This is a genomic window from Methylobacterium sp. C25 (assembly GCF_021352225.1).
Classification (GTDB): Bacteria; Pseudomonadota; Alphaproteobacteria; order Rhizobiales; family Beijerinckiaceae; genus Methylobacterium.
Genome location: NZ_JAAUVI010000019.1, coordinates 40535 through 54454 on the forward strand (window position 1 = coordinate 40535; position 13920 = coordinate 54454).

General features: G+C 63.9%; 12 protein-coding genes and 2 pseudogenes. 1 reads left to right on the forward strand and 13 read right to left on the reverse strand.

The annotated features are described in order from the left end of the window. Nucleotides 1–117: 117 nt before the first annotated feature. The 11 genes from HCU64_RS24600 to HCU64_RS24650 form a co-directional block, all read right to left on the reverse strand. Nucleotides 118–1131 (reverse strand): ABC transporter substrate-binding protein, encoded by a 1014-nt coding sequence (locus HCU64_RS24600; RefSeq protein ID WP_233387066.1) that lies wholly within the window; start codon nucleotides 1129–1131, stop codon nucleotides 118–120. A 34-nt stretch (nucleotides 1132–1165) separates the two neighbouring features. Beyond that, the gene (locus tag HCU64_RS24605) at nucleotides 1166–2794 is read right to left on the reverse strand and encodes a thiamine pyrophosphate-binding protein (RefSeq protein WP_233387067.1); all 1629 of its coding nucleotides are present in this window, start codon (nucleotides 2792–2794) and stop codon (nucleotides 1166–1168) included. A 90-nt stretch (nucleotides 2795–2884) separates the two neighbouring features. Beyond that, the gene (locus HCU64_RS24610; RefSeq protein ID WP_233387068.1) at nucleotides 2885–3628 is read right to left on the reverse strand and encodes a TSUP family transporter; all 744 of its coding nucleotides are present in this window, start codon (nucleotides 3626–3628) and stop codon (nucleotides 2885–2887) included. A 192-nt stretch (nucleotides 3629–3820) separates the two neighbouring features. Then, a complete protein-coding gene (locus HCU64_RS24615; protein WP_233387069.1) occupies nucleotides 3821–4492 on the reverse strand; it encodes a fumarate hydratase C-terminal domain-containing protein in 672 nt (223 codons plus the stop codon). A 5-nt stretch (nucleotides 4493–4497) separates the two neighbouring features. Further along, entirely contained in the window at nucleotides 4498–5457 is a 960-nt protein-coding gene (locus HCU64_RS24620; protein ID WP_233387070.1) for a fumarate hydratase, read from the reverse strand. A 40-nt stretch (nucleotides 5458–5497) separates the two neighbouring features. Further along, a complete protein-coding gene (locus tag HCU64_RS24625) occupies nucleotides 5498–7234 on the reverse strand; it encodes an L-aspartate oxidase (protein ID WP_233387071.1) in 1737 nt (578 codons plus the stop codon). Between the two features lie 8 nt (nucleotides 7235–7242). Beyond that, nucleotides 7243–7593 carry a succinate dehydrogenase, cytochrome b556 subunit gene (locus HCU64_RS24630; protein ID WP_233387072.1) on the reverse strand — a complete coding sequence of 117 codons (351 nt, stop codon included), beginning with the start codon at nucleotides 7591–7593 and terminating at the stop codon, nucleotides 7243–7245. Further along, complete coding sequence (locus HCU64_RS24635; RefSeq protein WP_183509046.1) at nucleotides 7590–7919, reverse strand: succinate dehydrogenase; 330 nt, start codon at nucleotides 7917–7919, stop codon at nucleotides 7590–7592. Before HCU64_RS24635 ends, HCU64_RS24630 begins: the two co-directional genes overlap by 4 nt. Next, nucleotides 7916–8650, reverse strand: a complete 735-nt coding sequence (locus HCU64_RS24640; protein WP_233387074.1) for a succinate dehydrogenase/fumarate reductase iron-sulfur subunit — start codon at nucleotides 8648–8650, stop codon at nucleotides 7916–7918. Before HCU64_RS24640 ends, HCU64_RS24635 begins: the two co-directional genes overlap by 4 nt. 276 nt (nucleotides 8651–8926) lie before the next feature. Further along, complete coding sequence (locus HCU64_RS24645; protein WP_233387076.1) at nucleotides 8927–9865, reverse strand: LysR family transcriptional regulator; 939 nt, start codon at nucleotides 9863–9865, stop codon at nucleotides 8927–8929. Between the two features lie 246 nt (nucleotides 9866–10111). After that, on the reverse strand, nucleotides 10112–11611 hold the full coding sequence (locus HCU64_RS24650) for a CoA-acylating methylmalonate-semialdehyde dehydrogenase (RefSeq protein WP_233387078.1): 1500 nt from the start codon (nucleotides 11609–11611) through the stop codon (nucleotides 10112–10114). 123 nt (nucleotides 11612–11734) lie between these two features. Between HCU64_RS24650 and HCU64_RS24655 the strand changes: the two genes are divergently transcribed. Continuing rightward, nucleotides 11735–12628, forward strand: coding sequence for a LysR family transcriptional regulator (locus HCU64_RS24655; protein WP_233387089.1), 894 nt, complete (start codon nucleotides 11735–11737; stop codon nucleotides 12626–12628). 451 nt (nucleotides 12629–13079) lie between these two features. Here the strand turns inward: HCU64_RS24655 and HCU64_RS24660 are convergent. Both HCU64_RS24660 and HCU64_RS24665 read right to left on the reverse strand, forming a co-directional pair. Continuing rightward, nucleotides 13080–13436 (reverse strand): annotated as a pseudogene (locus tag HCU64_RS24660) (LysR family substrate-binding domain-containing protein); the annotation flags it as partial. Nucleotides 13437–13596: 160 nt separating this feature from the next. Next, nucleotides 13597–13803: pseudogene (locus HCU64_RS24665) on the reverse strand (histidinol dehydrogenase); the annotation flags it as partial. Nucleotides 13804–13920 lie beyond the last annotated feature (117 nt).

Below are 13920 nucleotides of genomic sequence, written 5' to 3' on the forward strand. Positions count from 1 at the left end.
CTCGGAGGGACATCCTTGCTGCCGATCGATGGCTCGATGGTTCGTCTCCAGGTCTCGACGAGAAATTTCCGGCCCCGTCCGTCTTCCGCCTGAACGGCGCGGTTTCAGGGCTGATGATCAGTTGCCGGCTTTATCGTGCAAGAACGAAAAAAAGACATCCTTCCAGTTCTTCGGAGCGCGCGAAATGAGACGGGTTCGCTCCATGAACTCGTAATACTTCGCCATCGCCTGAGGCGTGGTCGTGAAATTCACTTGCGGGTCGTTCAAGATCTGCTCGATTAGCGCAGAATCACTCGGGTCTTTCGCAAGCCTAAGATAGCTGGCCGCGGCGGCCTTCTTGTCGGCCCGGATGATACCGATGGCCTCTTCCAGCGCCGCCATGAAGGCTTCGGTGAGCTTGGGATTGGCGTTCACGAATTTCGACGATGCCCATACGACGTTGAAGGTCGACGGCATCCCAAGAACGTCGAACGAATTCAGGATGGTTCGGATACCCGGCTTGCGGGCTTCGAGCTCCTGGATCGGGGGAGCCGTGAAGTGAGCGCTGATCTCCTGACCTGAGAAGAGCGCAGCCATCCCGTCCGGATGTGAGAGCGTGACCGTCAGTTTGTCCAGATCGTGCCGGTGAGCTTCTCCGAGCTCCTGCTCCGCCGCCATCTGAAGGAAGAAGGCCTGCACCGACACTTTGACGGCCGGGAGAGCGATCTTGTCGGTGTCTTTGAAATCCTTCAGGGATTTGATGGCTGGGTTGTTGGTGTTCATCAGAAGCGGCATCGAGTTCATGGCGGCTACGCCTTTGACCTCGAGCCCCGTTCCGGCTGTTTTCGACCAGAGCAGGATCATCGGAGGCACGCCGCCTGCCGCGAACTGGATGGCGTTCGACAGAAGGGCGTCGTTCATGGCTGCCCCGCCCGCGAGCGTGACGTAGCCGACATTGAGACGGCCGAGACCTCTCGCGTCCGCCTGCTTCTGCAGGAGCTCCCGCTCCTCCATGATCATCAGGGGCAGGTGGCCGAGACTCGGTTGGCGCGCGATTCGAACGTCGGTCGCCTCGGCCTTGACGCGACCGGGGGGCGAAAGAAGTGCGGCCGCCCCGGCGATCAGTTGGCGTCTCTGCATCGTCTCCTCCACATGGTCTTCGCCGCTCAGATGGCCGTCTCGATCGTTACGTCGGCCGTCGGATCGCGGGTGCCGGAACGCCTTCGATCAACACGTTGATGCAGGTGGGTTTGCCGCTCGCATGGGCGGCTTCGAGCGCAGCCGGGAGTTCGCCGGGCGACGTTACCCGAATGCCGACACCCCCGAGCGCCTCGGCAACCTGTTCGTACCGTGAGGGAAGGAGTTCACAGTTGTTGGCGCGATCGATCCCGTAGGAACGTAACTGGATCTGATACTCGGCATTCCAGCGGGCGTCGTTTCCAATGACGACGATGATTGGCAGGTCGTAGCGGACGGCCGTGTCCAACTCCGCCATGTGGAATCCAAACGTGCCATCGCCGAGGATCGCGATCACCGGGCCTGTCGGGTTGAGACAGCGCGTGGCGATGGCGAATGGGATCGAGGCCCCGATCGTGCCTGAAACGCCATTCACGAGGCGCCGCTCACCCTTGACGATCGCCTGCGGCCACTGACCGATCTCGCCGCCGTCGCAGATGAGCGTTCCGCCTGGATGCTTGCCCAGGAAATCCCGAACGGCCCGGCAAAGCTGCACCGGGTGCACGCGATCCGGACTTTCGGCGTCGTTCCACTCTGGCGGCTCGTAGGACAGCGCCGCGCCCACACGCCGATACCACTCGCCATGCCCGGAGCCGTCCGAGACCTCGGACGAGCCGAGCGCCTCCAGGACGGCGGAAGGATCGGCGATGCCGGAGGCGAGAAGTCGATCGCCCTTGCTTCGCGCCGCTCTCGCGACGAGTTCCGGATCCGGATCGATGACGACGAACTTGCAATCGCCCGAAATTGCCGGCGCCTCACCGAACTTCAGCGTGAAGTCCAAAGGCTTGCCGATCAGAACGAGAAGGTCGGCATCCTCCAGGATCTCCGCGAAACTTCCGAGCGACGGATCGTTCGTCCCCCTCGGGCTTTCCATCGCCACGATCGGGACACCGATGCGTCGTGCGAGCGCGTCCGACTTGGACCGCCGCTCGTCGCCGCACATGGCCGGTCCGACCAGGATCAGCGGTCTTTCGTGGTCCGCCACGATCCGCGCCACGCGATCGATCAGGTCGGATGCTGGGGCCACCGCGACCGGCGTGACGGCATCCGGAAGACGGATGCTCCGCTCATCGACAGATTCCTCCAGGAGATCGACCGGGAGGGCGAGGTGCACGGGACCGGGCCTTCCTTCCAGAGCGATCCTCATGGCGGTCGCGAGGTCAGTGCCAAGGGTCGCGACGGACGACGCCGTCCATGAGGCCTTCGTCATGGGCCGCGCGATATCGGCCTGTGCCAGTTCCTGGAAAGCGCCCCTCCCCGACTCCTTCAAACCGGCATGCCCCGATAGCAGGAGGACCGGCGACTCTGCCGCCAGAGCCGTGAACAGGGCCGCGGCGCCGTTCGACATGCCCTGGCCGCCCGTGACAAGCGCGACACCGACCTCACCGGTCAGCCGTCCCCACGCATCCGCCATGTGCACGCACGCTGCTTCCTGACGGACGTGGACGAGCTGGATCTTCGTAGCGAGCAAGGCGTCGAAGATCGGCATGATGTGGTTGCCGGACAGCGTGAAGATCCGGGTCACGCCGAGCCGTTCGAGCGCCTTCGCGACGATATCCGCACCGCGCAATCGATCCATGTGGTGGTCTCCCTTTTCGCGCTACGGTCGTTGAAACGTGGCTGGCCGAACTCGGCCGAGCGCACCGATCATGGCGCCTCCGGCGCCGCGTCAGTGAGCCAAACCCGGAAGAGCGAGCACGGTCGTCGTCAGTCCCAGCACGGCGAGCAGCGCGAGCACGACGGAGCGAAATATTTTCTGGTTGATGCGCGAGAAGAGCGCCAATCCGAGCAGGACGCTGACCAGGACGACGGGGATGCCCACCTTCAGGTCGTCGACGAGTTCCGGGGGGAAGGGATCGTAGAGCGCGAGAATGGCGAGGGACCAGATCTGCATCACCAGCGTGAAGCTCTGGTAGACGGCCCGCTGGATCCGCGGCTCCCAGTCCCGGACCATGCTCCAGGCGGTCGGCAGGGCACCCGACAGGCCGGCGATGCCCCCGAGGATGCCGCCGACGAAGCCGACCGCGCCGTCGACCCACAGGCCTCTGACCTTCACGTGGAAATCCGGACGCAGGCAGGCCAGGAAGCTGGCATAGGCGATGAGAAACACCCCGATCGCGATCTTGATCGCGGTCGGACGCAACTCGTGCAGGAGGACGATCCCGATCGGTGCGCCGAGGAAGCCGGGGAGGATCATGGCAAGGGCCGTCGGCCAGGGCGGCGCCGTCTTCAGGCGGACGATGGCGATGACGTTCGAGAGGATGCTGCAGATCAGCACGAGGGCCGCGGCTTCGATCGGCGGCTTGATCGTGAGCAGGATGCCGGACGCGATCAGCGAGAACGCGAAGCCCGTCAGCCCGGAGATGAAGCCGGCCCCACCGAGGCAGGCTGCTACAACGAGCGTCTCGATCACGGCCCGCCTCCTTCGGCGCACGTGATCCGGTCGCGCCGCCCGTTGCTGGCATTCACGGCCGTGTTGGGGAAATCCCGGAACCGTGGCCCGATCCGGACGTCGACGACCCTCAATGCGCATCTCCCATCGGCGTGACGTCGGTTACAGGCCGGAGAACGCCATCGCGGCTCCCAGTCTGCCGTGCTGGGCTCGTCAGATCACTTCGTCCGTTTTGTCGTCGGTCTCGCCGTAGCGGCGCAGCGTGGCGGGCTTGGTGCCCTCGTAGAGCCGCGCCAGTCCGGGAGCGATCTTCTCGTTCTCGCGCTCGAACAGGGACGCACCGTCGAGGTCGCTCTCGACGATGAACGGCCCGAAATGTTCGACGTCGAGCACCCAGACCGCCTGGGCGAGGCCGAGCTCTTTGCGCCAGTAGACGCCCGGCACGTCCTTGATGCCGCGGCCGAGCAGCGCGCCGGTGCCGTAGCCGACGGTCGTCAGGTAGATCGCCTTGTTGGGCACGAAGACGTTCCGATAGATCTCGGAGGTCATCCCGCCCTTACCGATGATGATATTGCAGCCTGAGAGCTTGAACCAGCCATCCAGCCACTTCGCGAAGCGGAACGAGGCGGTGGCCGTTACCGCGCCGACGTTGAAGCGACCGTCCGGTTCGATCGAGGCGGCGGGCGAGCAGTGGAAGTTCGCCGTGCCGAGATCGACATTGGCGGCGGGCATCCCGGCGCCTTCCTCGATGGCCCGCTTGTAGACGCCCTCGCGCGCCGTGAAGAGCCGGCCGGTCAGGTAGACGACCGTGCCGATCTTGAGCTTGCGAAGCGCCTCGACGGAGGCGGGCAGCGTCAGCTCGACGGTTTTGATGGTGCTGGCCATGCCCCTCACTCCGTGGCCATCGGGACGGGCGTGTGCCACTCGACCGTGGCGCGGCGCGAGTAGTCGGTGAACCAGTCCGGGTCGGTGCGGTACTCGACCCTGCCGTCGCCATGGATGCGCGCCGTCGCCCTCCGCGAAGACAGGCAGAACATGTGCACGCTCATCGGCATGCCGCCGGTGTGGCAGTAACCGACCTCGATGTTGCAATCGACGACCATCGACGAGCCCATGAAGCCCATGGCGCCCATGCCGATCGAGTTGCCGAGTTCCTTGAACTCGTCTTCGAGCTCCGCGATCTTCGGGTCCGGGTTGCGGCTGCCGACCGTGCGCAGGCAGGAAGCCTGCTTTCCGAGCACCATGCAGGCGTCCTTCGAACCGCCCAGGCCCACCCCGACGATGGCAGGCTGGCAGGCGAGCCCGCGCTTGCCGAAGGCGACGAGCGTGTCGAGGAAGAAGCGTCGGATGCCCTGCATGCCGTCGCCGGGAAACAGCATCCGGTAGTCGGAGCCGAACAGGCCCCCCTTGTGGACGGTCGTCAGGTCGATCCAGTCCGCATCCGGGTGGAAGGCGTAGTCGATCTCCGGCGCGTTGATGCCGACATTGTTGTCGTGGTCGGTCCGCCAGAGCGGATGGACCCGGTTCGGACGAAGCGGAATGGACTGCGTGGCATTCGCGGTCGCGCGCCTCAGGGCGCTCTCGACGCCGATGGGACCGCTCTCAGGCCGGGCGTCGTTGCCGTATTTCACGTACCAGCGCGGCACGCCCGTATCGCCGCACATCGCACGCCGATCTTCCTTCGCCGCCTCGTAGTTCTCCAGCATCGCCTGGATCACGAACGAAGAAAGGTCGCCCTTCTCCGTATCGGCGCAACGCCGGAGGCCACCGAGATAGTCTTCGGGAATCTCGATGGCAGCCTTCTCCATCAGAGTTTCGGCCGTCTTCTCGATCGTTGCGAGAGGGATCATGGCTGTCTCGACGAATATCGATCTGGAGATGGAGTGCCCGCTATTCCGCGGCGACGGCCTGCACGAGCAGCGACTCGCCCGGCCGAACCCTGGTGAACTGGACGGGCTCGTCGGTGATCGTCAGGTCCGAGCCCGTCTGTCTCACGACAGTGAAGGTCGAGGTTTCGAGATCGCCGGGTTCGGGGAAGTCCGACCTGAAATGAGCACCACGGGAGTTCGTCCGCCGGGCCGCCGCGAGCGCGATGACGCGGCTGGTCTCGACGAGAGACCGGAGGTTCAACCAGTCGTGCCAAGTCAGGTTGAAGGCACGGTCGCCATCCGGGACGCCGATCTCCATCAACTCGGCCTCGATCGCGTCCAGGCCTGCGAGCCCACGGGCAAGCCCGGCGGCGTCGCGCACCACACCGACATCGTCCCACATCAGGTCCATCAACCGTTCGCGCAGGCGATTGACGTCCCCGGGCTTGCGGCCGAACGGATAGGTGCAGCGCTCGGCTTCATGGGCGATCGCGGCTTCGTCAGGAGGCCGATGGCCGCCATTGGCGGCGATCCATGCCGGCATGACGTCGCCCGCGATCCCGCCGAACACCGTCGAGTTGGCGACTCCGTTGCCACCGAGGCGGTTGGCACCGTGCATGCCGCTCGCATCCTCGCCCGCAACGAAGAGCCCCGGCATATCCGTGGACGTGTCGGGAAGGCAGATCAGGCCGCCCATGAAATAGTGGGCCGTCGGAACCACCTCGACGAGGCCGCCGGCGAGATCGAAACCGCAATCGCGGCAGCGATCGACCATGCCCTTGAACTTCTTGGCCACGTCGTCGGGGCCGAGATGGCTCATGCGGATGTAGACCCCCCCGTTGGGTGAGGTCCGGCCCGCTTTCATCTCGGCATAGATCGAACGGCTGACCACGTCGCGGGTCGCGCGTTCCAGTTTCGGATCGTAGTCGCCCATGAACCGGCGCTCGGCACCGTCGAGGAGATGACCGCCGGCACCGCGCAGGCCCTCCTCGAGGACCGTGCCCGTCATGCGCGTGTCAGGGCCTGCGAGAAGGCCGGTGGGATGGAACTGGACCATCTCCATGTCGCGCAGCGGCAGGCCGGCGCGCAAAGCCATGGCCAGCCCGTCCATGCTCTTGTCGCCGGACGGCGTGTGATAGCGGTACATCGTCGGGCCGCCGCCGGTCGCCATCAGGACGGCCCGCGCCTGCACGAAGCGGAGCTTGCCGGTCCGGATGTCGATCATCAGGATACCGGACAGCGCCTTCCCGCTGGTGTCCGGGATCATCGCGATCGCCCGATGCTCCTCGAGCTTCCGGATCGAGCGGCGCTTCCACACCTGCTCCATCAGCCGGTTGATGATCTCGATGCCCGTCAGGTCGCCCTTGTGGACGGTGCGGTCGAACGTCTGGCCGGCGAAGGCCTTGCCATGGAGCGAACCGTCGGCGTTCCGATCGAAGAAGCAGCCGACTTCGTTCTCGAGTTCCCGGACCCGCTCGGGCGCTGTCGAGACCAGTGTCCAGGCCAAGTCCTGGTCGGGCAACCATTTGCCGCCCTCGATCGTGTCCATGAAGTGGCGCTCGATCGAGTCGCCATTGTGCAGGGCGACGTTGTAGCCGCCCTGGACCATCCGGGTGCAGCCGCATTTGCCGAGCAGCCCCTTGGTGGCGATGGTGACGGTCAGCGACGGGTCGCGGTCGTGCGCGTGCAGGGCGGCGAACAAACCTGCCCCACCTGAACCCAGGACCAGGATATCGGTCTCGATGCGTTCGATCGTCATCGTCGACCTCACAGAACCTGGATCAGGAATGCGAATGCGAGCATCGCCGCAGCGCCACCGGCCGCCGTCGCCACCCGAAACTGGTTCACGCGCCAGTCGAAGTTCTCGACGAACAGGACGCGCAATCCTCCCAGGAAATGGACGCCGAGCAGAAAGACGAGACCGCCTTCGGCCAGCTTGATCAGCGGGATGTCGGTCCAGCGCAGGAAGGAATCGAGCCTGGCCGCACCTTGAAGCGACAGACCGAGCGCCAGGAAGTGAAGCGGGAGGAAGAGTGCGAGGCCGATGCCGGAGACCCGGTGGACCATGGCGGCGATCCAGAGCGCATTCCGGCGATAGGGGCGCGGAGGTGCGCTCATGCGAACACCACGGCGAAGACGGCCCTGGCGCCGAGCAGGATCAGGAGGATGCCCAGTCCGGACGACAGAAACGCCGCAGCCCGGTCCCGGACGGGAAGCCATTCGACGAGGATGTTCCGGATGCCGATCGAAGCGTGGATGGCTGCTGCGACGACGAATGTTCCATAGAACATCGCCCAGGCGATGCTGCCGCGGGTACGGCCGAGGATGTCGTGCGCCGTCAGACCCTGGCGCGTCGCGTAGAACATGACGGCCAGATGGATGAGCACCAAGGGTGCCATCAGCGCGGCAGTCCCGCGCTGCCAGATGTAGAGCCTCACGTTCATGGCTTCAGCTCACCCTTGAGATAAGCTTTCGTCGCCAGCCGCTTCAGGAGCGAGATCGAACCCGTCGGGTTGAGGCTCTGAGGACAGTATTCTTGGCAAGATTGATGGGTGTGGCAGGCATGGCATCCGCCATTGGCCGCGACAGCGGCGAGTCGCGGCTTCTGAGCGCTGTCGCGAAGGTCGTTCATCAGCGTCCACGCCCTGTTGAGGGCGGCCGGTCCGAGATAGTCGTCGTTCCAACGCACCGTGTCGCAGCCGGCGTAACAGACGCCGCAATTGATGCATTCGATGCCCGCGTCGGCCGCGATGCGTTGCGGCTCGTTGGGGCGTATCGGTTCAACCGGCTCGGCCCGCGACTTCGACGGCTCGAACACGCCGCCGGCCTTCTGCCACTTATCGAAGAAGGGCTGCATGTCCGCGGCAAGATCTTTGATGACCGGCAGGTTCGAAAGCGGCGCGATCTGGAGCTTTCCGTCCTTCGCAACCTTGGAGACGTGTGTGCGGCAGGTCCATCTCGGACGACCGTTCACTGTCATGCCGCATGAGCCGCACATTCCGACGCGGCACGCGAAACGATAACTCAGTGTCGGGTCGATGTGCCGCTGAACATGCGTGACGACATCAAGAACTGTCTGGTTCTGACGATTGGGGACGGAATATGTTTCGAAGTTTCCGTCCTGGCCGCCGCGCCAGATAGACACCGTCAGGGAGGCATTATCCGCCTGCGGCATCCTCGATATCCTCCCGCGTATGGCTTTCTTGAGAATTTTTCTAACATCGACGTTGATTTATAACAATCGAATTTCCCTCAAGATTATCTTCGACAATTTTGAAGATACGCGGCAGCTCGCCTTGCCTGGGCAGGCCTCGATGGAGCTGCGCACGCGGCGTCGCCCCGGCACGAACAGAGAGCCGTTCTCAGCTTCCGTGTACGGAACGCGGCGGCGGGATCGATGGCGGGAGCAATTGCCCGGATCGTCGATGACGCAGGGTCTTCGACCGCGTTTTCAGGTCGGGTCGCCACCGTTGCCGGCTCGCTTCGGCCGCCGCGTCGCGACGCGATCGATCCGTCCCGAGCCGGGAGCCGCTTCGCGTTTCAGGACGTCCAGAAGGACGTCGACCAGCGCCGCTTTCGCGTGCTCCTCCATTTGGACGACACCAACGATCCTCTGCGTCGTCGGCCCTGAGAACCGAACGGTCCGCACGGGCAAATCGCTCGCGTCGTCCGTCGAACGCTGAGGAACGACCGACACGCCCAATCCGTGATGGACCATGGTTCGGATCGCCTCCAGCGTGTCGAGCACCATCGCCTCGCGGACCTGGATCTTTCGTCGTTTCAGGAAGTCGTCGATCAGTTGCCCGACCCACGCGTGTCGCGAGTAGCGGATGAACGGGTATGCCGTCAGCAGGTCTTCCGCCTTCTTCGCCGGAGCATCGAGCGGAGTGATCAGGACCAGCGGTTCCTGAGAAAACGGCGACCAGCGAAGGCCAGCGTTCGAAAGCTTGAAATCGCTCACGACCGCCGCATCCATCGCGCCCTTCTGGACGCGGCCGACCAAGTCTTTCGACAGGCCCATGGCCAGTTCGACGTGAAGCGCTGGGTAGCGCTCCCGGAGAGCCTTGAGCGCCTTCGGCATGACGCCGGTCATCACGCTCGGCACGACGCCGAGCCTGAGATGTCCCTCGACCGTCGTGTCGTTGATCACCTGAAACAGGCGGTCGTAGGCAGCGACCGCCTCAATGGCGTGCGGCAGCAAGGCCCGCCCGACCGACGTCAAGGTAGGGGGACGGTTCGAACGATCGAAGAGCGCCACCCGGAACTCGTCTTCCAGCACCTTCATCTGGACCGTGATCGCCGACTGCGTTCGCCCGACGGTCTTGGCGGCCGCTGCGAAGGATCCGCCCTCGGCGACGGCAACGAAAGTGCGAAGTTCCCGAAGTGACAATCTGCCGACTCTTCTTCTTGAGCGCCGTTCAAGAAATCATACGGGTAGGTGCCAATCGGCTCAATTCCGCCGTCGCCACGTTCATCGGATACGTGTTCGGTCAAGCCGGCCCGTGGCCCAAAGCCCTCGGGCTGCGAATGGTTCTCCGGATGCGAACCGGAGCCGGTCTGAACAACCGGCTCCCGTCATCGTCCTCAAGGCGTGTTCGGACGTGCTCGCGCGCCCATCCCTCGACCTCGGCCGACCCTATTTCATGGTCGGCATGACGAACTCGGCGCCTGCGCGAATGCCGGTCGGCCAGCGGGTCGTGATGGTCTTCAGGCGGGTATAGAACCGGACGCCCTCCGGCCCGTGCATGTGGTGATCGCCGAACAATGAGGCTTTCCAGCCGCCGAACGAATGGAAGGCCATCGGCACCGGGATCGGCACATTGATCCCGACCATGCCCACCTGGATCTCATGAGCGAATTCCCGAGCCGCATCGCCGTCGCGGGTGAAGATCGCGGTGCCGTTGCCGAACTCGTGCTCGTTGATCAGCTTGGCGGCCGTCGCGTAGTCGGGGGCTCGGGTGATCCCGAGGACGGGTCCGAAGATCTCCTCTTTGTAGATCCGCATGTCCGGCGTGACGTGATCGAACAACGTGCCGCCGAGAAAGTAGCCGCCTTCGTAGCCCTGGAGCTTGAGGTCGCGACCGTCGACCAGCAGTTGGGCCCCTTCGGCAACGCCCTGATCGATATAGCCGCGCACCTTCTCGTAGTGCTGCCTCGTCACCAGCGGTCCCATTTCCGACTCGGGATCGGTTCCAGGGCCGACCTTGAGGGCATTGATCTTCGGGACGAGCTTCCCGATCAGAGCATCTGCGGCCTTCTCGCCCACCGGCACGGCGACCGAGATCGCCATACAACGCTCGCCCGCCGAGCCGAAAGCCGCGCCCATCAGAGCATCGACCGCCTGATCCATGTCGGCATCGGGCATGACGATCATGTGGTTCTTGGCACCGCCCAAGGCCTGCGCGCGCTTCCCGTTCGCGGTAGCGGTGGCGTAGATGTACTTCGCGATCGGAGTGGAGCCGACGAAGCTCACGCCGGCGATGTCGGAATGGTGAAGCAGGGCGTCGACCGCCTCCTTGTCGCCCTGGACCACGGAGAACACGCCGTCCGGAAGACCCGCCTCCTTCAGCCACTCAGCCATCAGGATCGACGGGCTTGGATCACGCTCCGACGGCTTCAGGACGAAGCAGTTCCCGCAAGCCAGTGCGACGGGGAACATCCACATCGGCACCATGACGGGAAAGTTGAACGGCGTGATGCCGGCGACGACGCCGAGGGGCTGCCGCAGCGCATGGCTGTCCACCTGCGTCCCGACGTTTTCGGAAAACTCACCCTTGAGGAGTTGAGGGATGCCGACGGCGAACTCGACGATTTCCAGTCCGCGCTGAACCTCGCCCTTCGCATCCGAGTGCACCTTGCCATGCTCGGCCGTGATCAGGGCCGCCAGCTCGTCGATGCGCTCTTCGCAGATACCGAGGAACTTGTTGAGGATCCGCGCGCGGCGTAGCGCAGGCGTACGGGACCACTTCGGGAACGCTGCAACGGCAGATGCGACCGCACGATCGACGTCAGCGGTGCTCGCGAGTGCGACGACACCCGTCTGTTCGCCACTTGCCGGATTGAAGACCGGCGAAGTCCGGCCGCTTCGGCCGCCTGCGCGGCCGCCGTCGATGTAGTGGCCGATCTCGGTGGGCATGGCGCTTCCTCTCATTCGGGCGGCAGCGACGCACCTGCCCATTTATGTCGAGCCTTTTTTGGACTACGAAAAATATGTTTCAATAGCTGATGCCGCTCAACCGTTGTGCGCAAATCAATGCCCTTGAACTGGGACCATCTCCAGATTTTCCTCGCCGTCGCGCGCCATGGGCAAATGCTCGAGGCCGGGCGAAGGCTGGGCCTCAACCACGCGACGGTCGCGCGCCGTCTCGACAGTCTGGAGGAGGAGATCGGCACGACGCTGTTCCATCGCCGGCCGAACGGCTCCGCTCTCACCGAAGCCGGAGAGCGCCTCATGCCCGTCGCGGAGCGCATCGAGGCGGAGGTCATCGCCGCGACCTCGCAGATGCATCTCGGCGACGTCGAGCCGGCCGGCACCGTCAGGATCGGTGCTCCCGACGCGCTCGGAAACCTCTTCTTGTCACGCGAACTCGGCCAGCTGGCCATCCGCTATCCCGATCTGGTCGTCGAGCTCGTGCCGTTGCCGCGGACGTTTTCGCTGTCGCGGCGGGAAGCCGAGCTCGCCATCGCTCTCGACCGTCCGACCCACGGCCGCATGACCCTCGCGAAGCTGACCGACTACAGCCTGGGGCTCTATGCGGCGCGGTCCTACCTCGAACGCGAGGGAATGCCCGAGACGCCGTCCGATCTATCGCGGCATGCGGGCGTGACGGGCGTCGACGATTACACTTACGCGTCCGCGCTCGATTACGCCGCTTTCCTGGAGGATCGAACACGGCGCGTGTTCAGGTGCGCCAGCGCGATCGGACAGCTCGAAGCAGTGAGAGGCGGAGCAGGCATCGGTATCCTGCACGATTTCGCGGTGGCCGATTGCCAAGAGCTCGTCCGTGTCTTGCCGGACACCCAATTCCAGAGAACCTACTGGCTAATGTCCCATCCCGACAGCCACGACGCGCGGCGCGTTGCGGTCTGCCGGGAGTTCATCGTTCGTCGGTTTCGCGACGAACGGCACCGGTTCCTGCCAGGGCAATCATGATTGCCGATCAGGCGGCGCGCTCCGCCTGATCGGCTCATGCCCGCTTTTGAGATCGAAAGAATAGAGCTTGAACGGCATGGACTGGCGTGAAGCGGAGTGCCGAGAGAACACAAAGGGACCGCTTGCAGCGGCGCGATCTCAAAAGATACAACGGAGTCGCCCAAATAAAGTGCTCGTAGCTCTATTTTGAAATACAGGTAATCTGGCGCACCAATCAGAATAAAACTGCGAACACCTATGTCATTGAGATTACTAGATAAGTGTCTATGGAAAGTCCACGCGATCCCGTATCTCGGAGGTTGGACGGCAGCTGGCCGGCTGCGTTCAAGGGCTTGCGCCGGCCGGATGTAGCTAGGCTGCTTCCAGGCGACAATTGAGCGAAGCGGACGTTCGGCATAAATTGGCCCGAAGCAGCCGAAGGCAGTAGGTACAGAACGTCGGATTTGAGCCACTACTGGCTCCGCTTCAAAGGGAATGGTGCGACGTTGCTGCTTACGGCGTTGTTCTCTTCTGCGGCCGATCCCCTGCGATTGAACTCGTGCAGGTAGGTTAGGAAATGATCGCGCCCTTTGAGTTTCTGATGCCTGCGCCAGCAGACTCCCAACAGGGCCTCCGGCGGCGGGTCGGCTAGAACAAAGTTGAGCGGGCGATAGACGACACCGGCCATCTGCAACTTTTCGACCCATTCGGGAACGAGAGCCAAGCCCATGCCGGCTGAAACCATGCTGATGATGGTCTGCTTCTCCGTCGCTTCCTGCACGACGTTCGGTTGAACGCCGACCTCGTCGAAGTAGCGCATCACGAGATTGTATGTGCATGGCCTCGCCCGGCTCCTGTAACGAGCGCGCGCCGGCCTCCGAGATGTTGGGACGGCGTTACAGGGAGATCGGGATAACTCATCCTATGGTCCACGCTGCACCTCGACCTGTCCGAACCGTTCGGGCTCGGACAGGCTTGAGGTCAGAGGGTCACTCGGCGGCTGTCGCATAAGGCACGTTCTTGCCGCCGTATCGGCGAACCCGGATGTTCGCCTGTTCGGCGTGGCCGACGAAGCCTTCGAGCATGCAGAGACGGGAGCAGTACTCGCCGACCAGGGCCGAGGCCTCGTCTGTCAGGACACGTTGATAGGTGCAGGTTTTGAGGAACTTCCCAACCCACAGGCCCCCTGTGTGTGTTTCGGCGTGCAACTTTGGCTCTGACTCACTCTCGCTGATGCTTATGGCGATAGGCCAATGAGCCGGGCTTGGAGGAGATCCATTTTGCCGCGGCCGTACATCTGGCGCTTCACGAGC

Coding starts and splice junctions, on each gene's coding strand:
- HCU64_RS24650 (WP_233387078.1), bottom strand. CDS start 11,611: ATGCCCACCGAGATCGGCCACTACATCGACGGCGGCCGCGCAGGCGGC.
- HCU64_RS24625 (WP_233387071.1), bottom strand. CDS start 7,234: ATGACGATCGAACGCATCGAGACCGATATCCTGGTCCTGGGTTCAGGT.
- HCU64_RS24635 (WP_183509046.1), bottom strand. CDS start 7,919: ATGAACGTGAGGCTCTACATCTGGCAGCGCGGGACTGCCGCGCTGATG.
- HCU64_RS24630 (WP_233387072.1), bottom strand. CDS start 7,593: ATGAGCGCACCTCCGCGCCCCTATCGCCGGAATGCGCTCTGGATCGCC.
- HCU64_RS24640 (WP_233387074.1), bottom strand. CDS start 8,650: ATGCCGCAGGCGGATAATGCCTCCCTGACGGTGTCTATCTGGCGCGGC.
- HCU64_RS24605 (WP_233387067.1), bottom strand. CDS start 2,794: ATGGATCGATTGCGCGGTGCGGATATCGTCGCGAAGGCGCTCGAACGG.
- HCU64_RS24620 (WP_233387070.1), bottom strand. CDS start 5,457: ATGATCCCTCTCGCAACGATCGAGAAGACGGCCGAAACTCTGATGGAG.
- HCU64_RS24615 (WP_233387069.1), bottom strand. CDS start 4,492: ATGGCCAGCACCATCAAAACCGTCGAGCTGACGCTGCCCGCCTCCGTC.